Annotated in this window: 22 protein-coding genes and 1 tRNA gene; 7 read left to right on the top strand and 16 right to left on the bottom strand. The window is 70.4% G+C overall.

Features of this window, described 5'->3' with window-relative positions; all coding sequences use genetic code 11:
* Window positions 1-104: 104 nt before the first annotated feature.
* From A3862_RS22540 to A3862_RS22560, 5 genes are all read right to left on the bottom strand, one after another.
* The gene (locus A3862_RS22540) at window positions 105-1,103 is read right to left on the bottom strand and encodes an NAD(P)H-dependent glycerol-3-phosphate dehydrogenase (protein WP_043350600.1); all 999 of its coding nucleotides are present in this window, start codon (window positions 1,101-1,103) and stop codon (window positions 105-107) included.
* Entirely contained in the window at window positions 1,100-1,957 is an 858-nt protein-coding gene (locus tag A3862_RS22545; RefSeq protein WP_043756909.1) for a GNAT family N-acetyltransferase, read from the bottom strand. Before A3862_RS22545 ends, A3862_RS22540 begins: the two co-directional genes overlap by 4 nt.
* On the bottom strand, window positions 1,954-3,009 hold the full coding sequence (gene tsaD, locus A3862_RS22550) for a tRNA (adenosine(37)-N6)-threonylcarbamoyltransferase complex transferase subunit TsaD (RefSeq protein ID WP_043350596.1): 1,056 nt from the start codon (window positions 3,007-3,009) through the stop codon (window positions 1,954-1,956). The genes A3862_RS22545 and tsaD overlap by 4 nt, the downstream gene beginning before the upstream one ends.
* 151 nt (window positions 3,010-3,160) lie before the next feature.
* On the bottom strand, window positions 3,161-3,370 hold the full coding sequence (locus tag A3862_RS22555) for a TOBE domain-containing protein (protein WP_043350594.1): 210 nt from the start codon (window positions 3,368-3,370) through the stop codon (window positions 3,161-3,163).
* A gap of 97 nt (window positions 3,371-3,467) precedes the next feature.
* Complete coding sequence (locus tag A3862_RS22560) at window positions 3,468-3,809, bottom strand: DUF2293 domain-containing protein (RefSeq protein ID WP_043379540.1); 342 nt, start codon at window positions 3,807-3,809, stop codon at window positions 3,468-3,470.
* A 102-nt stretch (window positions 3,810-3,911) separates the two neighbouring features.
* Between A3862_RS22560 and A3862_RS22565 the strand changes: the two genes are divergently transcribed.
* Window positions 3,912-4,241 (top strand): hypothetical protein, encoded by a 330-nt coding sequence (locus A3862_RS22565; RefSeq protein WP_111474006.1) that lies wholly within the window; start codon window positions 3,912-3,914, stop codon window positions 4,239-4,241.
* 111 nt (window positions 4,242-4,352) lie between these two features.
* On the opposite strand, the gene rpsD is transcribed toward A3862_RS22565, so the two are convergent.
* Window positions 4,353-4,970 carry a 30S ribosomal protein S4 gene (gene rpsD / locus A3862_RS22570; RefSeq protein ID WP_010686187.1) on the bottom strand — a complete coding sequence of 206 codons (618 nt, stop codon included), beginning with the start codon at window positions 4,968-4,970 and terminating at the stop codon, window positions 4,353-4,355.
* 192 nt (window positions 4,971-5,162) lie between these two features.
* Between rpsD and A3862_RS22575 the strand changes: the two genes are divergently transcribed.
* Window positions 5,163-5,642: a GNAT family N-acetyltransferase gene (locus A3862_RS22575; RefSeq protein WP_111474007.1), complete on the top strand. Its 480-nt coding sequence runs from the start codon at window positions 5,163-5,165 to the stop codon at window positions 5,640-5,642.
* 129 nt (window positions 5,643-5,771) lie between these two features.
* Here A3862_RS22575 and A3862_RS22580 read toward each other — a convergent pair whose 3' ends face one another.
* Window positions 5,772-7,406: an alpha-D-glucose phosphate-specific phosphoglucomutase gene (locus A3862_RS22580; protein WP_111474008.1), complete on the bottom strand. Its 1,635-nt coding sequence runs from the start codon at window positions 7,404-7,406 to the stop codon at window positions 5,772-5,774.
* Between the two features lie 219 nt (window positions 7,407-7,625).
* Between A3862_RS22580 and A3862_RS22585 the strand changes: the two genes are divergently transcribed.
* Complete coding sequence (locus tag A3862_RS22585) at window positions 7,626-8,768, top strand: alpha/beta hydrolase (RefSeq protein WP_111474009.1); 1,143 nt, start codon at window positions 7,626-7,628, stop codon at window positions 8,766-8,768.
* Between the two features lie 205 nt (window positions 8,769-8,973).
* On the opposite strand, the gene scpA is transcribed toward A3862_RS22585, so the two are convergent.
* The 9 genes from scpA to A3862_RS22630 form a co-directional block, all read right to left on the bottom strand.
* Window positions 8,974-11,139, bottom strand: a complete 2,166-nt coding sequence (gene scpA, locus A3862_RS22590; protein WP_043346014.1) for a methylmalonyl-CoA mutase — start codon at window positions 11,137-11,139, stop codon at window positions 8,974-8,976.
* Window positions 11,140-11,195: 56 nt separating this feature from the next.
* A complete protein-coding gene (locus A3862_RS22595) occupies window positions 11,196-11,966 on the bottom strand; it encodes an SURF1 family protein (protein WP_043756900.1) in 771 nt (256 codons plus the stop codon).
* Between the two features lie 14 nt (window positions 11,967-11,980).
* Window positions 11,981-12,385 (bottom strand): cytochrome o ubiquinol oxidase subunit IV, encoded by a 405-nt coding sequence (gene cyoD / locus A3862_RS22600; protein ID WP_043379552.1) that lies wholly within the window; start codon window positions 12,383-12,385, stop codon window positions 11,981-11,983.
* Window positions 12,382-13,014 carry a cytochrome o ubiquinol oxidase subunit III gene (cyoC, locus tag A3862_RS22605; RefSeq protein WP_043379554.1) on the bottom strand — a complete coding sequence of 211 codons (633 nt, stop codon included), beginning with the start codon at window positions 13,012-13,014 and terminating at the stop codon, window positions 12,382-12,384. Before cyoC ends, cyoD begins: the two co-directional genes overlap by 4 nt.
* A 4-nt stretch (window positions 13,015-13,018) precedes the next feature.
* Complete coding sequence (gene cyoB, locus A3862_RS22610) at window positions 13,019-15,019, bottom strand: cytochrome o ubiquinol oxidase subunit I (protein ID WP_111474010.1); 2,001 nt, start codon at window positions 15,017-15,019, stop codon at window positions 13,019-13,021.
* 75 nt (window positions 15,020-15,094) lie between these two features.
* The gene (gene cyoA / locus A3862_RS22615; protein WP_111474011.1) at window positions 15,095-16,306 is read right to left on the bottom strand and encodes a ubiquinol oxidase subunit II; all 1,212 of its coding nucleotides are present in this window, start codon (window positions 16,304-16,306) and stop codon (window positions 15,095-15,097) included.
* A 112-nt stretch (window positions 16,307-16,418) separates the two neighbouring features.
* Window positions 16,419-17,756 (bottom strand): MFS transporter, encoded by a 1,338-nt coding sequence (locus A3862_RS22620; protein WP_043379559.1) that lies wholly within the window; start codon window positions 17,754-17,756, stop codon window positions 16,419-16,421.
* 167 nt (window positions 17,757-17,923) lie between these two features.
* Window positions 17,924-20,107 (bottom strand): glycosyltransferase family 2 protein, encoded by a 2,184-nt coding sequence (locus tag A3862_RS22625; RefSeq protein WP_100793955.1) that lies wholly within the window; start codon window positions 20,105-20,107, stop codon window positions 17,924-17,926.
* A 2-nt stretch (window positions 20,108-20,109) separates the two neighbouring features.
* On the bottom strand, window positions 20,110-21,153 hold the full coding sequence (locus A3862_RS22630; RefSeq protein ID WP_043345999.1) for a hypothetical protein: 1,044 nt from the start codon (window positions 21,151-21,153) through the stop codon (window positions 20,110-20,112).
* 356 nt (window positions 21,154-21,509) lie between these two features.
* Between A3862_RS22630 and A3862_RS22635 the strand changes: the two genes are divergently transcribed.
* From A3862_RS22635 to A3862_RS22650, 4 genes are all read left to right on the top strand, one after another.
* Window positions 21,510-21,584 (top strand) — tRNA-Val (locus A3862_RS22635).
* Between the two features lie 110 nt (window positions 21,585-21,694).
* A complete protein-coding gene (locus A3862_RS22640) occupies window positions 21,695-21,952 on the top strand; it encodes a hypothetical protein (RefSeq protein ID WP_043756895.1) in 258 nt (85 codons plus the stop codon).
* Complete coding sequence (locus tag A3862_RS22645; RefSeq protein WP_043379564.1) at window positions 21,949-22,152, top strand: hypothetical protein; 204 nt, start codon at window positions 21,949-21,951, stop codon at window positions 22,150-22,152. Before A3862_RS22640 ends, A3862_RS22645 begins: the two co-directional genes overlap by 4 nt.
* A 413-nt stretch (window positions 22,153-22,565) precedes the next feature.
* Window positions 22,566-22,859: a hypothetical protein gene (locus tag A3862_RS22650; RefSeq protein WP_043756892.1), complete on the top strand. Its 294-nt coding sequence runs from the start codon at window positions 22,566-22,568 to the stop codon at window positions 22,857-22,859.
* Window positions 22,860-22,950: the final 91 nt, after the last annotated feature.

The following is a 22,950-nucleotide window of genomic DNA, read 5'->3' on the forward strand; positions in this document are numbered from 1 at the left end:
CTGCCCCCAGCGCCCGCCAGAAACCCGGATGCGCGGTCCCGGGTCCGGGCGCCGGGCGCGTCGGCGGCCTCCGCCCCGGGGAGGACGCCCCGGGGAGGGCGCCCTCAGTCGGTCTCCCCGCGCAGCGGCCGGGCCAGCAGGCCGGCGATCACGTCGTCGACGCTGGCCGAGCCGGCCACGATGGCGGCGACGGCTTCCGCCACCGGCATCTCGAGACCCTTCGCGGCGGCGAGGCCCGCGAGGGCCGCGGCGGTGAAGGCCCCCTCGGCGAGCTTGCCGCCCGCGGCCTCGGCCGGGCTGGCGCCGGCGCCGAGCCGCTGGCCGAAGGCGAAGTTGCGCGATTGCGGCGAGGAGGCGGTGAGCACGAGGTCACCGAGCCCCGAGAGCCCCATCAGCGTCTCGGGCCGCCCGCCGAAGGCGCGGGCGAAGCGCATCAGTTCGGCGAATGCCCGGGCGATCAGCGCCGCCCGGGCGCTCTCACCGAGGCCGCGCCCCACCACGATCCCGCAGGCGATGGCCAGCACGTTCTTGCCGGCGCCGCCGATCTCGACGCCCCGCACGTCGTCGGTGTGGTAGAGGCGGAAGCTCGGCCCGGACAGCAGGGCGCTCAAGCCGGCGGCGAGGCCGGCATCGGCCGCCGCCAGGGTCACGGCGGTGGGCAGGCCGCGGGCGACGTCGGCTGCGAAGCTCGGGCCGGACAGGACCGCCACGGGCACACCGGGGGGCAGGACCTGCTCGGCCACCGCGCTCATGAAACTGTCGCTGCCGCGCTCGATTCCCTTGGCGCAGAGGATCACCGGCCCGGCGCTGGCCAGGGGACCGCGCAGGGTTTCCAGCACGCCGCGCATGGTCTGGGCGGGCACGACCACGAGCGTCGCCCGGGCGCCCGCGAGGGCGTCGGCATCGGCCGTCGCGCGGATCGCGGGATGCAGCGGCACGCCCGGCAGGTAGCGCGGATTCTCCCGCTGGGCCTGGAGGGCGGCCGCGGCCTGCGCATCGCGCAGCCAGAGGGTGACGGGATGGCCGGCCCCGGCGGCGGCGTTGGCCAGCGCCGTGCCCCAGGCCCCGCCGCCGACGACGTTGATCGGGGTCTCCGCGCTCATGCCGCTTCCTCCCTGTCCGCGCAGTCCAGCCGGTAGAGCACGTGCGCGCGCAGCGGCCCCTCCGGCACCGCCGGATGCGGGAATGTCCCGGCCGGCCTCAGGCCGAGGCGCTCCATCACGGCCCGGGAGCGGTCGTTGCCGACCGCCGTGAAGGCCACGACGCTCCGGATCCTGCAGCGCCCGGCGAGATCGGCGAGGGCGAGCCGCGCAGCCCGGGTGGCGAAGCCGTGGCCCCAGGCCTCGCGTGCGAGGCGCCAAGCCAGTTCGACCGTCGTTCCGGGCCGGTCGCCCCCCGGGAAGGGCAGGGGTCGCAGGATCCGCATCGGGCCGGCGAAGCCGATGAACCGGCCCGCATGCTCCAGGGCCCAGGGGCCGAACCCGTCCGCCACGAAGCGGCGGTCGCAGAGGCCGGCCTCGGCGGCGCTCTCCGCCTCGGTCCGGGGCCGCGGGAAATGAGCCATCACCGCCGGATCGGCGTTGAGCGCCGCGAAGGGCGCCGTATCCTCCGGCCGCCAGCGGCGGAGGGTCAGGTCGCCGTCCCGGAGGGCCTCCGGCACCGGGGCGGCGGCGATCTTGCCGCGCCAGGCCAGGGAGCGGCGGTTCAGGAGCGCGAGGTCCGCACGGCCGGCGAGCACCGCCTCGCCCAGCGCGATCGCGATCTCGAGCTGACCGAGCGGCATGGTGGCATAGGCGGGCGGGCGGGTATGGTCGCGCCAGGGGCCGCCGCAGGCATTGTCCAGGAGGATACGGGCGAAGCAATGGTCGAGCCGCACCGGCCAGTCCGGACGGACGGCTTCGGGCAGGCGGCGCTCCACCAGATCCCGCCAATGCGTGCGCCGGTCCGCCGGGTTCATCCGGCCGGCACCGCCGCCCGGGCCGCCAGCGGCCAGCGGGGCCGCGCCGGGGCCGTGAGGTCGTCCACCAGCCCGAGGCGCAGGCGCTCCAGCCCGGCCCAGGCGATCATCGCGCCGTTGTCGCCGCAGAGCGGCAGGGGCGGCGCCACGAAGCTCAGGCCCGCCTCGCCGGCCAGGGCGGCCAGCGCCCGCCGGATGGCACCGTTGGCCGCCACGCCCCCCGCCGCCACCAGGGCGGTGGGCCGTCCGGCCACGTCCGAGAAGGCGCGCAGGGCGACCCGGGCGCGGTCCACCACCACGTCGACCACGGCGGCCTGGAAGCTCGCGCAGAGATCGGCGACGTCGCGCTCGGCCAGCGGGGCGATGCGCTCGGCCTCGATCCGCACGGCGGTCTTGAGGCCCGAGAGGGAGAAGTCGGCCTCGCGGCGGCCGAGCATCGGCCGGGGCAGGGCGAAGCGCTCGGGATCGCCGGCCTCGGCCATGCGCTCGACCGCGGGACCACCGGGATAGCCGAGGCCGAGGAGCTTGGCGACCTTGTCGAAAGCCTCGCCGATGGCGTCGTCGACGGTCGAGCCGAGCCGCACGTAGTCGCCGACGCCGCGCACGGCGACGAGCTGGGTGTGGCCGCCCGAGACCAGGAGCAGCAGGTACGGGAAGGCGACGCCGTCGGTGAGCCGCGCCGTGAGCGCGTGGGCTTCCAGATGGTTGACGGCGAGCAGGGGCTTGCGGGTCACGAGCGCCAGGGTCTTGGCGGTGACGAGGCCGACCAGCACGCCGCCGATCAGCCCGGGGCCGGCGGCCACCGCGATGCCGTCGAGGTCCCGGAAGCCGGTCCCGGCCCGGTCGAGGGCACGGGCGATCAGCCGGTCGAGCACCTCCACGTGGGCGCGGGCGGCGATCTCCGGCACGACGCCGCCATAGGCCGCGTGCTCGGCGATCTGGCTCAGGACCTCGTTGGCGCGGATCTGGCCGACACCATCCTCGTCGACCGACACCACGGCGGCGGCGGTCTCATCGCAGGTGGTCTCGATGCCGAGCACGGTCTTCTGCACGGGTTGAACTCCTCCGATCCGGACCGCATCCTATCCGCCGGCGGTCACGGCGCGAAAGCGGAGCATGGTCTCAGCCGTCCGTCCCATCCGCCTCCTGCGGTGCCGGAGCGCAGGGCAGGCCTCGGGATGAGGGGATGGCGCGAGGACGCCCTCAGTCGACGGCGACCATGACGTCGGAAGCCTTGATCACCGCGTAGGCGGGACCGCCGGCGACGAGCTTGAGGGATTCGACGGCCTCGTTGGTGATCGAAGCGGTGACCACTTGGCCGGGGCTGATCTCGATCTTCACGTGGGAGGTGGTCGCCCCCTTGTCCACGGAGAGGACCGTGCCCTTGAGAACGTTGCGCGCGCTGATCTTCATGGTCTGCTGCCTCGCTCCATAAGCCGCACCGGAACAGGTCGCGTCGGGCGGCCTCGGGCAGGTCTCCTACAGCATGGCGGGGTCCCGCGCGACCGCCTCAGCGCGGATCGGCCTCAGGCTCGCCGGCCTCGTCCTCGGGGATCGGCGCGGCCCCCCAGGCGGCCAGCGCGGCGTTGAGATCGTCGAGGACGAAGTGCCGGGCGCTGTCCCGGTCGTATCCGTCGGCCAGGAGGTCGTCGTAATCGGTGAAGACGTGGCGTGCGTACGTGATGAGGGCGAGGCGTGCCGCGGTCTCCGGGGCGGCCCGGCGCAGGCCCGGGCTGGCCAGCGCCCGGTCGAGGGCGGCCTCCGCCTCGAAATCCGGGAGGCGCGGGGCAAGCCGGGCCAGCGCCGCGGCGACGGCGTCCCGGCGATTCAGCGGCGGCGATCCAACGCTCATCGCAGGCCTGCCGACGGCATGATTTTAACGGAGCGATCGGGTAGGATCGGCCTCAGATGAGGCGGGGCCTGCACGGGATCCTCCGCCGGGGAGATCAGGTCCATGGCAATTCTTCGTCCCGCGCTGCTTCTCGGCCTCTTCCTCGGGGCGGCGCCGGCGCCGGCGCTGGCCCAGGGCCCGGCTCCGGGCATGAATCCGGGCACCAATCCGGGCTCTGCCGCGTCCCCGGCCACGGCGGGTTCCCAGGTCAGCGGCCGCCGGACCACGGCCACCGGCCAGACCAAACCCCCGGGCGGCACCGCAGCCACCGGATTGCCGCAGCCCGTGAACCAGGCCGAGATGATCAAGGCTCAGAAGGCCGCCGAGGCCCGCTCGAAGGCCTGGGACAGCAAGATGCGCCACACGATGGGCTCGATCTGCCAGGGCTGCTGAGGCCCGGGCGGTCGTCCCGGACGCCGGAGGCCCTCGTCCGGGACGAGGGTCCGGAAACGCGAAGGGGCCGCCCGAACGGGCAGCCCCTCCTCGGTCGCCGGGGCGACGGGATCAGCGGGAGTAGAACTCGATGACGAGGTTCGGCTCCATCTGCACCGGGTAGGGCACCTCGGACAGGCTGGGGATGCGGGTGACGCGGGCGGTCATCTTGGCGTGGTCGGCCTCGATGTAGTCCGGCACGTCACGCTCGGAGAGCTGGGTCGCCACGATGACGATCTCGAGCTGGCGGGAGGACTCCTTGACCTCGATGAGGTCGCCGGCCTTCACCTGATAGCTCGGGATGTTGACGCGCACGCCGTTCACCTTGACGTGGCCGTGGTTGACGAACTGGCGCGCGGCGAACGGGGTCGCGACGAACTTCGCCCGGTAGACCACGGCGTCGAGGCGGCGCTCGAGCAGGCCGACGAGGTTCTCGCCGGAATCGCCGCGCAGGCGGATCGCCTCGGCGTAGTAGCGGCGGAACTGCTTCTCGGTGATGTTGCCGTAATAGCCCTTGAGCTTCTGCTTGGCGCGCAGCTGCGTGCCGAAGTCGCTCATCTTGCCCTTGCGGCGCTGGCCGTGCTGGCCCGGGCCGTACTCGCGGCGGTTGACGGGGCTCTTCGGGCGGCCCCAGATGTTCTGGCCCATGCGGCGGTCGAGCTTGTGCTTGGCCTGAATCCGCTTCGACATATCTTCCGCGTCCTCTCGTGACGAGAATGAGGAACGCGCCCTCCTTTTCCCGGCCCTTCGCGGTCCGGGACGACAGGGCGGGAGGATCCCGCCCACGGGTGCGCGTGAAAACGCGACGGGGCCCCGTGCGGAGCCCCATCGACGGCGGGTCTTTAGGGGACGGACGCGCCGCGGTCAACCGTGAGAGGTCAGATGGACGAGTCAGTCGTGGTCCGGCGCGGCGCGGCCGCGGACGCGGAGGCGATCCGGGCGCTGGTGGAGGTGGCCTACACCAAATGGATCCCGGTGATCGGGCGCCTGCCGATTCCCATGCAGGCGGACTACGCGCAGGCTTTGCGGGACCACCGCTTCGACCTGCTGCGGACCGGTCCGGATCTCGCCGGCCTGATCGAGACGCGGGCCGAGGCCGATCACCTCTTGGTCGTCAACGTCGCGGTGCACCCGGCCTTCCAGGGCCGGGGCTTCGGCAGCCGGCTGATGGGACGGGCCGACGCCGTCGCGGCCGAGGCCGGGCTCGCGCGGCTGCGCCTCTACACCAACAAGAAGTACACGGCGAACCTGCGCCTCTACGGGGCGCTCGGCTACCGGGTGGAGCGGGAAGAGCTCTACGACGGACCGGGCCGGACCCGCGACGACGACGTCACCGTGCACATGGTGAAGGACTTGGTTTGAGGCATCGGCGCCGGCCTTACCGTCATCGCGAGTGCAGCGAAGCGACCCAGGGTGGCGCGCCGCCGTAGAGCGTGGCGCCTCTGGATTGCTTCGCGGCGCTCGCAAAGACGAGGCGTCTCCCGGCTCCCCTCAGGTCACCACGCTCGGCTCAGGCCGTCCGGTGCGCGGCTCGATCTCGGCGATCGCGCGGGCCGCAGCCGCGACCGGGGCCAGCACCTCGGCAACGGCCAAGTCGAGCCGGTCCGGTGCGTTCTCGTAGCGCTCTAGGTAGACCCGCAGCGTCGCCCCGGCGGTGCCGGTGCCGGAGAGCCGGAACACCGCCCGCGCATCCTCGGCGAAGCCGATCCGGATGCCCTGGCGCTCGGTGAGCGAGCCGTCCACCGGATCGCGGTAGGCGAACTCGTCGGCCGTCGACACCGTGAGGTCGCCGATCCGCGTGCCCGGCAGACCGTCGAGTTTCTCGCGGAGCGCGTCCATCAGACCGTTGGCGGCGTCCGAATCCACCTCCTCGTAGTCGTGGCGGGCGTAGTAGTCGCGCCCGTAGGTGCGCCAGTGCGCCCGCACCAGCGCGTCAGCCCGCTCGCCCGTGGCGGCGAGGATGTTGAGCCAGAGCAGCACCGCCCAGAGCCCATCCTTCTCGCGCACGTGGTTCGAGCCGGTGCCGGCGCTCTCCTCGCCGCACAGGGTGATGAGGCCCGCGTCGAGGAGATTGCCAAAAAACTTCCAGCCGGTGGGCGTCTCGTAGGCCTTGATGCCCAGCGCGGCCGCGACCCGGTCGGCGGCGCGGCTCGTGGGCATGGAGCGCGCGACACCGGCTAGCCCGCCCGCGTAGCCCGGCGCCCGGTGGGCGTGGGCGGCGAGCAGGGCGAGGCTGTCGCTCGGCGTCACGAACAGGCCCGGGGCCACGATCATGTTGCGGTCGCCGTCGCCGTCCGAGGCGGCGCCGAAATCCGGCGCGTCCGGCCCCTGCATCAGGTCGAACAGGTCGTGGCAATGGACCGGGTTCGGATCCGGGTGGTGACCGCCGAAATCCTCTTTCGGGACCGCGTTGACCACCGTGCCCGCGGGGGCGCCGAGCATCCCTTCCAGGATCGCCGTCGCGTAGGGGCCGGTCACCGCGCTCATGGCGTCGAAGCGCATGCGGAAGCCGGAGGCGAACAGGCGCGCCACCGCGTCGAAGTCGATGAGCGTGCGCATCAGCGCAGCGTAGTCGGCCACCGGGTCGATGACCGTCACCGTCATGGCGCCGAGGCGGGTGTCGCCCAGAGTGTCGAGGTCGAGGTCCGGGGCCTCCACGAGGCGGTATTCCGTGATCGCCTTCGCCCGCTCGAAGATCGCGTTCGTCAGCGTCTCGGGCGCCGGGCCGCCATTGGCGGCGTTGAACTTGATGCCGAAATCGCCGTCCGGCCCGCCCGGGTTGTGGCTCGCCGAGAGCACGATGCCGCCGAGCGCCTTGGCCTTCCGGATGACGCAGGAGGCGGCCGGCGTCGAGAGCAGGCCGCCTTGCCCGACCAGGACCCGGCCGAAGCCGTTGCCGGCGGCGAGGCGCAGCGTCTTCTGCACCACCTCGCGGTTGAGGAACCGGCCGTCGCCGCCCAACACGAGGGTCGCGCCCGCCTTGTCGGGCAGGGTGTCGAAGATCGCCTGGACGAAGTTCTCGACGTAGTTCGGCTGCCGGAACACCGGCACCTTCTTGCGCAGGCCGGAGGTGCCCGGCTTCTGGTCGGGGAAGGGCGTGGTCGCGACGGTGGTCGGAGTCGTCATAAGCGGGCGTCTCCCGGAATCTCCCGCCTCAATGCCCGTCCGGGAGCTTGGCGTCACCAGCCCCGGCGACAGGGTCGGGCTTTTTTCACGCGGTTTCGCCGGATCGGGCGACGGAACCCGCCGCCTGTCCGCCGCCGGCCGGTCCGGAGCGTTGCGCCCGCCGACGCCCGCCGGTTGAATCGCCCGAGCCGCCAGACAAGGCGGACCGGAGGAGACATCATGGCGGACAGACCAATGCGGACGGATCCGGACGCGGCCCGGCACGGCCGGGGCTTGGCCCGGCGCGAGCTGGTCGGGGCGCTCGCCGCCGGGGCGGCGGTCGCGGCCTCGGCGGCCCAAGCCGTTGCGGCGCCTGCCGTCGCGGCTCCTGTCGTCGCGGCTCCGGTGGCCCAGCTGACGACGGACGAGTTCCGCCTGCCCTGGAGCGAGCCGGGGGTCGAGATCTACGTGCGCAACAAGCGGCCAGCGGGAACCGAGCGGTTCCCGGGCGACCGGATCCTGCTCTACGTGCACGGCTCCACCTACCCGTCCTCCACCGCCTTCGACCTGCCGCTCGGGGGGATGTCGGCCATGGACTACCTCGCGGGCCTCGGCTTCGACGTCTACTGCGTGGACCTGCCGGGCTACGGCCTGTCCGGACGCCCGGCCGCCATGGACGCGCCGCCCGCCGACAATCCGCCGCTCATGCGGACGCCGGACGCCGCCAAGGTGGTGGGGCAGGTCGTCGACTTCATCCGGAAGCGGCGCAACGTCGAGAAGATCGACCTGATGGGCTGGTCCTGGGGGACCTCCACCATGGGGCTCTACACCAGCACCCACAACGACGCGGTCAACCGCCTCGTCCTCTACGCGCCGCAATGGCTGGCGCGCACGCCCGGCCTGATCGGCGGCGGCGGCACGGTGGGGGCCTATCGCACCGTCAGCCGGGACAGCGCCCGAGCGCGCTGGCTGACCGGCGTCCCCGAGGACAAGAAGGCCGACCTGATCCCGGCGGGCTGGTTCGACCAATGGGCCGACGCGACCTTCGCCACCGACCCGGTCGGGGCGAAGCGATCGCCGCCGGTCCTGCGCGCGCCGAACGGCACGGTCGCCGACAAGGACGCCTACTGGGCGGCGGGGAAGCCGCTCTACGATCCGGGCGAGATCCGCGTGCCCGTGCTGATCATCCACGCCGAGTGGGACGCCGACCTGCCGAGCTACCAGGCGCAGGAATACTTCACCAAGCTCACCCACGCCCCCTACAAGCGCTTCGTCGAGCTGGGGGAGGGCACCCATACGGTGATGATGGAGAAGAACCGCATGCAGTTCCTCCACGCGGTCGGGGCCTTCCTCACGGAGGCGGACCCGCAGGCGCTGAACTGAGCGGCGAGCCCCGGGGGCCGGCCGATCCCATACCACCGCCCCATCCTGAGGTGCGCGCGTCAGCGGGCGCCGCAGGGGGGCTCCAGGGATCGCGCGGCCGGAATGGAGGCCTCCTTCGAGGCCTCCGCTTCGCTCCGGCACCTTAGGACGAGGGGGCGCCTAGGCATGGGGCGAGGCGGCCGGTCCGGCCGCCTCGGGAAGCCTTCTACTCCGCCGCCTGCCGCGCCGCGTAGCCCAGCCGCTCGTTCAGCGCGCGGATCAGCTTGGCGGCCGCCTCGGCGATGACCGTGCCGGGCGGGAAGATCGCCGCCGCGCCGGCGGCCGTCAGCGCCTCGTAGTCGCCCGGCGGGATGACGCCGCCGATGGCGATCATCACGTCGTCCCGGCCCTGCTCGGTCAGCGCCGCCTTCAGCTCCGGCACCAGGGTCAGGTGGCCGGCGGCCAGGGATGAGACGCCGACGATGTGGACGTCGTTCTCCACCGCCTGCCGGGCGGCCTCCGCCGGAGTGGCGAAGAGCGGCCCGATATCCACGTCGAAGCCGAGATCCGCGAAGGCCGAGGCGATCACCTTCTGGCCGCGGTCGTGCCCGTCCTGGCCCATCTTGGCGACCAGGATGCGCGGCCGGCGGCCGTCATTCTCCTCGAACGCCTCGACCAGCGCCCGGACTTCCTCGACCACAGGCGACATGCCCCCCACCTCGCGCTTGTAGACGCCGGAGATCGAGCGGATCTCGGCGCGGTGCCGGCCCCAGGCCTTCTCCAGGGCCTCGGAAATCTCCCCCACCGTCGCCTTGGCGCGGGCGGCCTCGACGGCGAGCTCCAGCAGATTCTCGGTGCCGTCGGCGGCCTTCGTGAGGGCCTCCAGCCGGGCCGTCACCGCCGCCTCGTCGCGCTCGGCGCGCAGGCGCTTGAGCTTGTCGATCTGGAGCCGGCGGACATTGCCGTTGTCGACCCGCAGCAGGTCGATGGCCATGTCATCGTCGGCCCGGAACTTGTTCACGCCGACGATGGTCTGCCGGCCGGAATCGATCCGGGCCTGGGCGCGGGCGGCGGCCTCCTCGATGCGGAGCTTCGGGATGCCGGCCTCGATCGCCTTGGCCATGCCGCCGAGGCCGTCGACCTCGCGGATGTGCTCCCAGGCCCGGGCCACCATGTCGGCCGTGAGCTTCTCCACATAGTAAGAGCCCCCCCAGGGATCGACGATCCGGGTGGTGCCGCTCTCCTGCTGCAGGAACAGCTGCGTGTTCCGGGCGATCCGCGCCGAGAAGTCGGTGGGCAGCGCCAACGCCTCGTCCAGCGCGTTGGTGTGGAGCGACTGCGTGCCGCCCTGCGTCGCCGCCATCGCCTCGATGTTGGTGCGGGTGACGTTGTTGAACACGTCCTGCGCGGTGAGCGACCAGCCGCTCGTCTGCGAATGGGTGCGCAGGGCCAGGGATTTCTCCGACTTCGGATCGAACCCCTTCACGAGTTTCGCCCAGATCAGGCGCGCGGCCCGCATCTTGGCGACCTCCATGAAGAAGTTGGTCGAGATCGCCCAGAAGAACGACAGGCGCGGGGCGAACTGGTCGATGGTCAGCCCGGCGGCGAGGCCCGCCTTGATGTACTCGACGCCGTCGGCGAGCGTGTAGGCGAGCTCCAGGTCGTTCGTCGCCCCGGCCTCCTGCATGTGATAGCCGGAGATCGAGATCGAGTTGAACTTCGGCATGTTCTTCGACGTGTAGGCGAAGATGTCCGAGATGATCCGCATCGATCCCTTGGGGGGATAGATGTAGGTGTTGCGGACCATGAACTCCTTGAGGATGTCGTTCTGGATCGTGCCGGCGAGCTTCTGCGGCGGCACGCCCTGCTCCTCCGCGGCGACGATGTAGAGCGCGAGGATCGGCAGCACCGCGCCGTTCATCGTCATCGACACGGTCATCTCGTCGAGGGGAATCCCCGAGAACAGCGTGCGCATGTCGTAGATCGAGTCGATCGCCACGCCCGCCATGCCGACATCGCCGGAGACCCGGGGATGGTCGGAATCGTAGCCGCGGTGGGTGGCGAGGTCGAAGGCGACCGACAGGCCCTTCTGCCCGGCCGCGAGGTTGCGGCGGTAGAAGGCGTTCGAATCCTCGGCCGTGGAGAAGCCGGCGTACTGCCGGATCGTCCAGGGCTGGGTGACGTACATGGTCGGGTAGGGGCCGCGCAGGAACGGCGCGATCCCCGGATAGGTGTCGAGGAACTCGAGGCCCTCCCGGTCCTCCGGTCCGTACCGGCCCTTCACCGGGATGCCCTCCGGCGTCATCCAGGGCTCGCCCAGCGCCGGCGCCGCGACCGCGAGCGATTCGCCGGCCAGCGGGATTTCGGCGAAGTTCGGGATGCGGGAGGTCATGGCGTTGACTCGTTATGGCGTTTGTCACGCCATTATAGACACGCGCTTGACGCGGGCTACTCCCCCGCAGGTCCAGGACCGCGTCCGCCCCGCAGGACGTAGACAACCGCGCCCGCCAGCATCAGCGCCATCCCGTACCACGTGATCGCGTAGACGAGGTGGTTGTTGGGGAAGGCGATCACCGTCAGGCCGCCCACCGGCAGCCCGCCGGGATTGGGCGTCGCGTCCGCATCCACGAAGTAGGGGGCGACGTCGGTCAGGCCGCGCGCCGCCGCGATGGCGGCCACGTCGCGGGAATACCAGCGGTCGTCCTTGGGATCGTTCGAGCGCAGGAACGCGCCCCCGGGCTCGGTCAGCCGCAGGAGGCCGGTCACCGTGGTCTCCCCCGCGACCTGCCCGGCCGCCCGGGTCGCCGGATCCCGCCGGTCGCCGGGCACGAAGCCGCGATTGACCAGCACGAGGCTGCCGTCCGGACGCCGCAGGGGCGTCAGCACCCAGAATCCGCCGCCGCGCTCGGTGACGGCCTGAACCAGGGTCTCGCGATCGTGCAGGAAGGTGCCCGCGAGCCGGACGTGCCGGTAGGCGTCGTCGGGGCCGACGCGCGGCCATGCGGCGGAGTCGGGGGCCGGCACCGGCGGGGCATGGACCCGGGCATCGACCCGGGCGATCAGGTCGAGCTTCCAGGCCCGCCGCTCCACCTGCCACGTGCCGAGCCCGAGCAGGACGACGAAGACGAGGCCCGCGCCGACGCCGAACACGACGCGCCGCCACAACGCAATCGGGGCCGGGGAGGGGCTCAAGCCCCCCGCCGACCCCGCGGGTCTCATCTGCGGACGCGCGCTCAGCGGGCGTTGTTCATGACGTCGTGGGCATCCATCGGCATCATGTTGTGGTTGAGGTGGTACATGACCCACACCGAGCCGGCGAGCATGATCACCACCAGCGTGATGGTGAAGATCAGCGCCATGAAGGTCCAGCCGCCCTCCGACTTCGTGCTCATGTGCAGGAAGTAGATGACGTGCACGACCATCTGGACGCCGCCGAGCGCCAGGATGACCAGGGTGGTGACGAGGCTGTTGTCGAGGACGTTGCCCATCACCAGCCAGAACGGGATCACCGTCAGGATCACCGACAGGACGAAGCCCGTCATGTAGCTCTGGAAGCTGCCGTGCCCGCCCTCGCTGTGGGCGTGCGCATCGTGCGTGTCCTGGCCGTGGCCGGTGAGGCGGTGTGCGTCGGCGCTCATTCGAGCACTCCCATCAGGTAGACGACGGTGAAGACGCCGATCCAGATCAGGTCGAGGAAGTGCCAGAACATCGACAGGCACATCAGCCGGCGCTTGTTCTCGACGATCAGGCCGCGCTTGCTGACCTGCACCATCAGCACGACGAGCCACAGGATGCCCATGGAGACGTGCAGGCCGTGGGTCCCGACCAGGGTGTAGAACGACGACAGGAACGCGCTGCGCCAGGGCGGCGCGCCCTCGTGGAACAGGTGGACGAATTCCCGGATCTCCAGGGCCACGAAGGCGACGCCGAACAGGCCGGTGATGGCGAGCCAGATCTGCGTCTGCTTCACCCGGTCCCGGTCCATCTCCAGCATGGCGAAGCCGTAGGTGATGGACGAGAACAGCAGCATGGCGGTGTTCACCGCGATGCCGGGCAGGTCGAACAGCTCCTTCGGGGTGGGGCCGGCCGCGAAGCTGCGCCCGAGCACCCCGTAGGTCGCGAACAGGGTCGCGAAGATGAGGCAGTCGCTCATCAGGTAGAGCCAGAACCCGAGCATGGTCGAGCCCTCGGAATGATGGCCCTCCTCGTCGGTCTGGTAGAAGACCGGCGCCGCGGCGCCGGGGGGTGCAGTCTCCGCGTGCATCATCGGATCACGCCATCTCCAGTTCGCGCGTCCGCTGACCTTCCGTCCGACTGACGACGTCGGCGGGAATGTAGTAGTCGCGATTGTAATTGAAGGTGTGGGCAATCGCGACGACGAAGATCGCCACGAAGGTGAGCGCCGCCAGCCACCAGACGTACCAGACCATGGCCAGGCCGAAGGCGAAGTTCAGCCCCGCCAGGATCGCGCCGGTCGCGGTGTTCTTGGGCATGTGGATCGGCTTGTAGCCCTTGAGGGGACGGTCGAAGCCGCGGTTCTTCATGTCCCACCACGCATCGGAATCGTGGACCACCGGCGTGAAGGCGAAGTTGTAGTCCGGCGGCGGCGAAGAGGTGGACCATTCGAGGGTCCGGCCGCCCCACGGATCGCCGCTGAGGTCGCGCAGCTTGTCGCGGTTCCGGATCGAGACCACGAACATGATGATCTGCGAGGCGATGCCGCAGGCGATGAGCGCGGCGCCGATGGCGGCGATGACGAACCAGATCTGCAGCGACGGGTCGTCGAAGTGCTGCATGCGCCGGGTCACGCCCATCAGGCCGAGCACGTAGAGCGGCATGAAGGCGACGTAGAACCCGGTCACCCAGAACCCGAGGGCGACCTTCCCCCAGAAGTCGTCGAGCTTGAAGCCGAAGGCCTTGGGGAACCAGAAGGTCACGCCGGCGAACATGCCGAACAGCACGCCGCCGATGATCACGTTGTGGAAGTGCGCGATCAGGAACAGCGAGTTGTGCAGGACGAAGTCGGCCGGGGGCACCGCCAGGAGGACGCCGGTCATGCCGCCGATCACGAAGGTGACGATGAACGCCACCACCCACATCATCGGCACCTCGAACCGGATCCGGCCGCGGTACATCGTGAACATCCAGTTGAAGATCTTCGCGCCCGTCGGGATCGAGATGATCATGGTCGTGATCCCGAAGAACGAGTTCACGTCCGCGCCCGAGCCCATCGTGAAGAAGTGGTGCAGCCACACGAGGTAGGCGAGGATGGTGATCACCACCAGCGCGTAGACCATCGAGGTGTAGCCGAACAGGCGCTTGCCGCAGAAGGTCGAGGTGATCTCCGAGAACGCGCCGAAGGCCGGCAGGATCAGGATGTAGACCTCCGGGTGACCCCAGATCCAGATCAGGTTGAAGTACAGCATGGCGTTGCCGCCGAGGTCGTTCGTGAAGAAATGCGTGCCGATGTAGCGGTCGAGCGACAGCATCGCGAGAACGGCCGTGAGGATCGGGAAGGCGGCCACGATCAGGATGTTGGTGCACAGCGACGACCAGACGAAGATCGGCAGCTTCATCATGGTCATGCCGGGCGCCCGCATCTTCACGATGGTGGCGATCAGGTTGATGCCCGAGAGCAGCGTCCCGATGCCGGCGATCTGCAGCGCCCAGATGTAGTAGTCGACGCCGACGCCGGGGCTCATCGCGGCGCCGGAGAGCGGCGGGTAGGCGAGCCAGGTGGCGCGGGAGAACTCGCCGACGAACAGCGAGACCATCACCAGCATGCCGCCGGCCACCGTCATCCAGAAGCTGAAGTTGTTCAGGAACGGGAAGGCCACGTCGCGGGCGCCGATCTGCAGCGGCACCGCGAAGTTCATGAGCCCCGTGACGAACGGCATCGCCACGAAGAAGATCATGATCATGCCGTGGGCGGTGAAGATCTGGTCGTAGTGGTGCGGCGGCAGGAAGCCCTGCTGGTCACCGAAGGCGACCGCCTGCTGCGAGCGCATCAGGATCGCGTCGGCGAAGCCGCGCAGCAGCATCACGCCCGCGAAGATGCAGTACATGATGCCGATCTTCTTGTGGTCGATCGACGTGATCCAGTCACGCCACATCGGCCCCCAGAAGCGGTAATAGGTGATGACCCCGAGCACGGCGAGGCCGACCACGGCCACGCCGGCGAAGGTCCCCTGCAGGATCGGCTCGTGATAGGGGATCTGCTCGATCGTAAATCGTCCGACGAGCAGCTGCTGTAGGTCCAGGTTTGCGAACATGGGATCGGCCCGTTCAGTGGGTTCGACGGCGACCGCCGGTCTTGTGTGTGGGTTCCGCTGGCATCACGCGCGGAATCATTGGTTCAGCTGCTTGGGCGCGATCTGCTCGCCCTCGCTCTGGCCCTGGCTGTCCGGCGCCTTCTGGCTCCGGACGTCCGGGTTGCCCATATCGGGCCGCGGCTTCATGCCCTGGGGCTGCGTCTGGCCGTGCGGGCCGGTCTCCGAGGCCGGCGCCGTGGCGCCGGGGCCCTCGATCCCGCGCTCGGCGAGGCGGTTGTCGTATCGGAGCCGCTTGTAGTTCTCTTCCGCCTCCGCGCCGGAGGCGCCGCCCTGCGCGTCGATCTTCACCATCTCGCCGACGCACATCTGATCGGGCCGGGGGCACATGCCGATGATCCGGTCGTAGAGGCCCTTCATGTAGGACTTGTAGAACCGCGCCGGTTCGGCCTCGCTCGGCTCCTCGAGCTTCAGGTAGGCCTCCTGGGTGAGCTCGCCGCCCTCGGCCTTGGCCTTGGCGATCCACTGGTCGAACTTGTCGTTGGCCAGGCCGTGGAACTTGAAGAACATGTTCGAGAAGCCGGCGCCACTGTAATGCGCCGAGCGGCCCTCCCAGGCGCCCTCCCGGTTGATCACCGCGTGGAGCTGGGTCTGCATGCCCGGCATGGCGTAGACCATGCCGGCGAGGGTCGGCACGTAGAACGTGTTCATCACGTCGGTGGCGGTGATCTTGAAGCGGATCGGCCGGTCCACCGGCGCGGCCAGCTCGTTGACCGTGGCGATCCCGTATTGCGGGTAGAGGAACAGCCACTTCCAATCCATGGCCACCGCCTCGACTTCCAGCGGCACCGTGCCGGCCGGGACGTCGCGCTTCGTGTCGATCTTGCTGAGCGGCCGGAACGGATCGAGGGTGTGTGTCCCGATCCAGGTCAGGGCTCCCAGCGCGATGATGATCATCAGCGGCGCCGTCCAGATCAGCACCTCGAGCTGCGTCGAGTGGTGCCACTCGGGATCGTAGACCGCGTCCTCGTTCGTGGCGCGGTAGCGCCACGCGAAGATCAGCGTGAAGGCGATCACCGGGACGATGATCAGGAGCATCAGCCCGGTCGCCGCCAGCACGAGGTTGCGCTGCTGCTCGGCCACGTAGCCGGCCGGCTGCATGACCACGAAGTTGCAGCCGCCGAGCAGGGTCAGGATCGGCAGGGTCAGGAGCGGCAGGAGGCGCCGCCCGCGGCCGCCTCGGCGGGTCGCGGTGTCGGTCCTGTCCGGTCGATGGGTCGTAGAGGTCACAGCACGCGTCTCGTCATCCCAGGCCGCTTGCGCGGCGCTTCTGCCGTGCCGCGCGAGGCGGCGTTCCTGTCAGCGATGGGCGGATCGGGCGGCCTGCGCCGCCGCCCGCCGACTACATCTGGCGCAGTTCCGACCGGTCGGTGAACAGGGCCACGAGGCTGCAGACCGCGCCGGAGAGGAGGTAGACGCCGATCATCGCCAAGCCGTAGCGCTGCGACAGGAACAGGGCCACGAGCGGCGCGAAGCCGGCCCCGATCAGCCACGCGAAGTCGGAGGTGAGCGCGGCGCCGGTGTAGCGGTAGCGGTTGCCCAGCCGGGCCGTCACGGCGCCCGCGGTCTGGCCATAGGCGAGCCCGAGCAGCATGAAGCCGATCGTGACGTAGATCGTCTGGCCGATGGCGCTCTCGCCGAACAGGAGCGGCGCGATGATGCTGCCGATGGCGAAGAAGCCGATCAGCGAGGCGCTCATGATCAGGGCGTTGCGGCGGCCGATCTGGTCGGCGATCAGACCGGAGGCGGCGACCGCGCCGGCGCAGACGATGGCCCCGGAGAACTGCACGATCAGGAACTCGCCGGGCGAGCGGGTGGTGCTGTTCAGCGCCAGCCACGCGATCGGGAAGATCGTCACGAGGTGGAACAGCGCGAAGGCCGCGAGCGGCACGAAGGCGCCGCGGATCACGTCGCCCGCATGGTGGCGGAACAGCTCGAGGGCCGGGACCGGACGCAGCCGGTCGAGGTCCATCATCCGGGCGAATTCCTCGGTGGCGACGAGGCGCAGCCGGGCGAACAGGGCGACCACGTTGATGGTGAAGGCGCAGTAGAACGGGAAGCGCCAGCCCCAGTCGATGAAGTCCGCCTCGTCGAGGTTGACGATGAAGAACGCGAACAGGGCGCTGGCCACCATGAAGCCCAGCGGCGCACCCAGCTGCGGGATCATCGCGTACCAGCCGCGGCGCTCCCGCGGGGCGTTCATGGCGAGCAGCGAGGCGAGGCCGTCCCAGGCGCCGCCCAGCGCGAGGCCCTGCAGGATCCGCAGGCCGGCCAGGATGTAGACCGACGCGATGCCGATGCTGTCGTAGCGCGGCAGGAAGCTCACCGCCGCCGTCGAGCCGCCCAGCAGGAACAGGGCCGTGGTGAGCTTGACGCTGCGCCCGTGGCGCCGGTCGATCGCCATGAACAGCACCGTGCCGAGCGGCCGGGCGATGAAGGCGAGGGCGAAGATCGAGAAGGCGTAGAGCGTGCCCTTCAGCGGGTCGACGAAGGGGAAGAACACCTTCGGGAAGACCAGCACGCAGGCGATGCCGAAGACGAAGAAGTCGAAGTATTCGGACGCGCGTCCGATCACCACACCGATGGCGATCTCGTTGGGATGGACCTTGTGGTCTCCCACCGCCTGCTGGGCGTCGCGCTCCAGGATCGTGGCCGAGGCCATTGGGGTATTCGAACTCATTGTTGGCTGCCGCCCTCGCCGCGCGCCTATGGGGTCGCCTTGGCCGGAACCGCCTCATGCGGCATGTCCAGAGGTATCGCAACCGGCTCCGGACGCAAGTTCACCCACTGACGCATGCATAGCACCGGTGGTCGCGGCCATCGGCGGCGCCACGGGGCGTGGACCGCTCACACCCGGTAATGCGCCGAATTCCGTGACAGGTTGATGTTGTAATAGGGGTCGGCGCGCAGCTCGGGACCCCAGCGGTCCAGCATGGTCAGCACCTCGCCCTCGAAGCGCTTCCGCTTCTCGGGCGTGTCCTCGGCCCCGCGGCTCTTCGACTCGTGGTGAATCAATCTGGCGAAGGGCGTCCAGACGATCCGGTAGCCGGCCCGGCGGATCTTCAGGCAGAGATCGACGTCGTTGAAGGCGACCTTCAGGGCCTCGGCGTCGAAGCCTCCGACCGCCGCGAAGACATCGGCCCGCATGGCGAGGCACGCGCCGGTGACCGCCGAGACCTCGTGGGCGATGACCATGCGGCAGAAATAGCCCGGATCCGCGTCCGCGACGCCGAGATGGCTGTGGCCCGCGACGCCGCCGATCCCGAGGACGATGCCGCCGTGCTGGATCGTGTGGTCCGGATAGAGGAGCTTCGCCCCGACGGCCCCGATCTCCGGCCGCACCGCGTGGCGGACCAGCTCGGCGAGCCAGCCGGGCTCGAGCACCTCGATGTCGTTGTTGAGGAACAGGAGCACCGGGCCGGTGGCCGCGGCGGCGCCGCGGTTCGACAGGTCCGAGAAGTTGAAGGCGCCCGCTACCGGGACAACGCGCACCCGCGGATCGTCCCGGTAGCGGGCGAACAGGGCGGCGGTCTCGGGCTCGCGGCTGTCGTTGTCGACGATGATCACCTCGATGTCGGGGTAGTCGGTCGCGCCGAGCAAGCCGTCGAGGGTCACCGACAGGATCTCGGCCCGGTCCCGGGTCGGGATGATCGCGGAGACCCGCGGCGGCGGCGCCGGCAGCGGCCGGATCAGGCGGTTGAAGCCCCCGGGACCGCGCTCCGCCCGGCCGCCCCAGGGGGCCACGACCTCCTCCAGGGCGCGCAGGCGCGCGGCCTCCGCCCGGGCGAGGGACCGGTCGGAGAAGGTGCCGGAGCCCTGCGCGGCGCGCCAGTGATAGAGCACCCGCGGGATGTGGCGGATGCGGCCGGGATCGAGCCCGTCGGTGAGTCGCAGCAGCAGGTCGTGGTCCTGGCTGCCCTCGAAGCCCGGACGCAGGCCGCCGACGGCGCGCAGCGCCTCGGTGCGCACGACCGTGAGATGGTTGATGTAGTTCTGGGCGTAGAGCAGCTCGCGGTCGAAGCACGCCTTGAAATGCGGGTCGAACCGGCGGCCGCGCCCGTCGATCTTGTCCTCGTCGCTGTAGATCAGCACGAGGTCCGGATCGCGGCGCAGCGCCCGGGCGACCTCGTAGAGGGCGTCCTCGGTGAGCGCGTCGTCGTGGTCCATGAAGGCGCAGACCGCGCCCCGGGCCATGCCCAGCGCGTCGTTGGTCGCCCGGGCGATGTGGCCGTTCTCCGGCCGGGTGAGGACGCGGATGCGCGGGTCGGCCTCGGCCGCACGGCTCAGGATCCGCGGGATCTCGGGGCGCGTGGAGGCGTCGTCGACGGCGCACAATTCCCAGTGGGGATAGAGCTGCGCGCGCAGCGACGCCAGGGCCGCCCGCAGCACCTTCGGGTCGGGATTGTGGACCGGCATCAGCACGGAGATCAGCGGCGGATCGGTCCAGGCGGCGATCTCGGCGGCGATCCCGTCCCGCTCCGCACGGCGCAGGCTGTGGGTTCCGAGCCACGCCTCGTAGCCGCTGACGCGCCGGTGACGCAGCGCCCGGCCGAGGAAGCCACGGGCGCGCACCTTCTTGCCGAGGATCCGCCAGGCGAGCGCCTGGGCGGTCAGGCCGGGATCGCGCAGGAGACCGCGCGCGGCCAGGATCGGCCGGGCGAGACGATGCACGGCGATCCGACGCAGCCGGACCGGGACCCGTCCCGCCGGATCGGCGACGCGCAACGCGACGACGTCCTCGGGCAGGCGGCCGATCCACGCGAAGGCGCCCCCGCCCCGGGCCTCCTGGGGCAGCACCGTGCCCGGGCGTCCGTCCGGTCCGACGAAGCTGATGTCCGGGAGGGTGTCGCGGCCCTCGGCCGGGTCGTTGGACAGGACGATCTCGACCCAGCGGCCCGCGAGGCCCGGGAGGGCGACGCGCAGGCCGTCCGAGGCCGCCCGCGCCGCGAGGTCGCGCCGCTTGCGCCAGAGCCCCGTGAGCTGCGCCGGCAGGGGCTGGAATTCGGGCACCTCCGCCCCGGACGCAGGCACCCTCAACTCCAGCTCTTGTCGACCGAGGCCTTCACGGCATCCGACATGGCGACATCGAAGACGATCATGTCTTCCACCGCCTTGACGGCCTTCAGGCGCTCGGCGAGCGCCATCGTCTCGGCCGGCACCGGGGGCAGGGCCGGGATCGGCTTGGCGATCCCCAGGCGGTCGAACAGCGTCGATGCGAAGGCGGGGAACCGGGATTTGTGCCCGACGATCCCGACGCGGGCGAGAATCTCGATCGCCGCGATGGAGTTGCCCGGATGCAGCCGGTCGTCCGGCATGCGGGTCCCGAGTTGGCGGGTCAGCGGATTGTAGAGCAGCCGGTAGGCGGGTTCGGGCAGCATGCGGAAGAAGCGCTTGAGGCTCTTCACGTCGGAGAAGTCGTACCCCTCCGCGAAGGCGGCGGCCTCGGCGAGCGGGCCCAGGCGCCAGCTGCGCGCGGGATCGGCGGCATCCCCGGCCCGAGCCTTCAGCCAGCGCATCCGGGTCGCCATCTCGATCTGCGGCTCCTGCAGCAGGATGGCGGTGATCATCAGGTCCGGCGTCAGGAAGTTCTCGTAGCGCGGGACGGTCACGGCGCCGGACAGGAAGGCCGACGGTGCGGCCGGGCCGGTCAGGACGCAGGTGAGAATCTCGTCCGGCAGCTTATGGATGCCGAAATAGCAATGCTGGAAATGCGGGAAGAGCGCCGTCTGGAGGACGGTTTCGGGCTCGATGCCGGTGTTGATCAGCATGGTCCGCAGCCGCACCAGCCCCTCGGGCGGCATGCGGCGATAGACCATCACGTTGGTGTCGGCATCGTACAATTCGAGCCGCGGGATCTCCGTCAGCCCCGGCACCTCCGCCTCCGTGACCACGAAGGTGCATTGCCCGGTGGCATGCCACCCGTTGCGCTTGAAGGCCTCGTCGATGACGCTGGCCGGGACCTCGGCCACGCGTCGTCCGTCGACCGCGACCACGACCCGGCTGATGGCGAGGGGATTGTCCGGCACGATCCAGCCGCGGATCGCAACACCCTGATCGTGGTCGATGAAGTAGCGCATGTCCTGAAGCGTGAGGCGGCGGCATGCCGGCGCCCTGTGTCCGCCATGTGTCGCGGCACGGCCTGATGCCGAGCGGCAGGGCCATAGCGCATTTTTCCGCCGGCGTGCACCAGGGCCGGCTTCGGCCTCGAACCGCATCCGAGCCGGTCGATTGAACCGGCCCGAAGATTTTTCCCGCAAGCCCTTGCCCGCAAACCCTTGCCAGACATCACCGATGCAGTCCGGCCCCGTCGCGATCCGGTCGTCCGGTGCCCGGCCGGGCGCGATCGATCCGATCCGCGATGCAGGTTCTGCTTGCGCCCTCGCCGGCCAGCCGCTATAGGCCCCGCCCACCGGAGCAAGAACGGCTCCGGCCCGGGCGCGTAGCTCAGCGGGAGAGCACTACCTTGACATGGTAGGGGTCACAGGTTCGATCCCTGTCGCGCCCACCATCTAACCGAGCGAGGTTGGATGGTTTTTTTGACCGAAGACGGTTTTCTACCGGGTCCCTCAGGTTCGGCGAACCTGAGGCGGGTTCAGCGGACATCAGCCGCAGGTTCGCGTGGCCACCGACCCGACCGTCTCCGAATTCCGGAAATCCGCTGAGGTCACCGATCAGGAGATCGATGCTGCGGTCGACGCGGTGCCGGCCGACCTCGCTACCGACGCGTACCCGCTTGCGAAGGGTTGGAGCCTCGACCTCGTCGTGACCATCCGAACGCACGCCCATGCGGCCGATGCGCTCACCACCGACACGCCGGCCTGGACGCGCACCATGGTCCGGACCGCGATCCTGCTGGCGCACCCGGTGAAGGGATGAGCGAGCCCGAGGCCGATCTGGATCGCGAAGCCACCGCCAATCGCCTGATGCAGCGCCTGAGCGGCTTCGCGCAGGGAATCGGGCTGAGTGGCACGGACGCCCGCCAGATCATCGGCCGCGTGATCGCATCCGATCCGTCGGCCGGGGACGGGGAGCTGATGGCGAAGGCTCGCACCTGGATGCTGATCGCGCTGGGGTAGCGACCTGCCGACGGCCCCATCGCCGCGAGGCGCTCGGCCGCGTCAGGGCATTCGCCCACGCGTGATGGCGGCCTGTGTGGTTGAGCCGCCAGAAATCTGTCCGGCGGATATCCACCCGGCTCGGGCCTGACGAGGCGGCCCAGACGTTCGATCCGGAGACTTCAAGCAGGCGGCTTGCGGGTGCTTCGCGGCGGCACCGCCCGCTTCCGCACGCCGCGAGCCAAATCACGGAGCGTGGTCAGGCGTATCGGCGTTTCCGCTTCCGATCTTGCCAAGCCGACGCGATGCGGCATCGCGCGTCCACCAACGAAAACTGTGTTGCGGTGCGACAGAGATTGATTTCGACCCGGCGGGATCAGCAATGGACCGACAGCGTTCTCACTATTGCTGGCAAAGATTCGCGGAGCGTCGTCATGGGTCTCACCGCATTTGTTGTCTTCGTCGTCCCATGGGTGGTGCTGGCGGTGTATTTCACGCGCACCCCGACGGCCCTTCGCCTGGGGGCCGCGCCCGCGCCTTGGCGGCCGCTGCCGACCCACAGGGAGTTGGCACAGGCCCAGCGGCAGGCGACGCACCCGAACCACGGGCGCAATCCAGATCACGGCGGCATATTGGACCGGGACGGGCACGGTCCGGTGGATTTGCCGCGCGGTGGAGCGCTCGGTACGAGCGTGGAGCCCACCGAACCGGACGACAAGGTCGGTTAGCGTACCGCAGCGCGCGCGGCAGCATGCGATCACGAGGGCCGCGGACCCGCCACGCGCAGGCTACCGGCGTTTCGCTGAGTTGCGTCGCGTA

The sequence above is a fragment of the Methylobacterium sp. XJLW genome, from assembly GCF_003254375.1.
In the GTDB taxonomy this organism is placed as follows: domain Bacteria; phylum Pseudomonadota; class Alphaproteobacteria; order Rhizobiales; family Beijerinckiaceae; genus Methylobacterium; species Methylobacterium fujisawaense.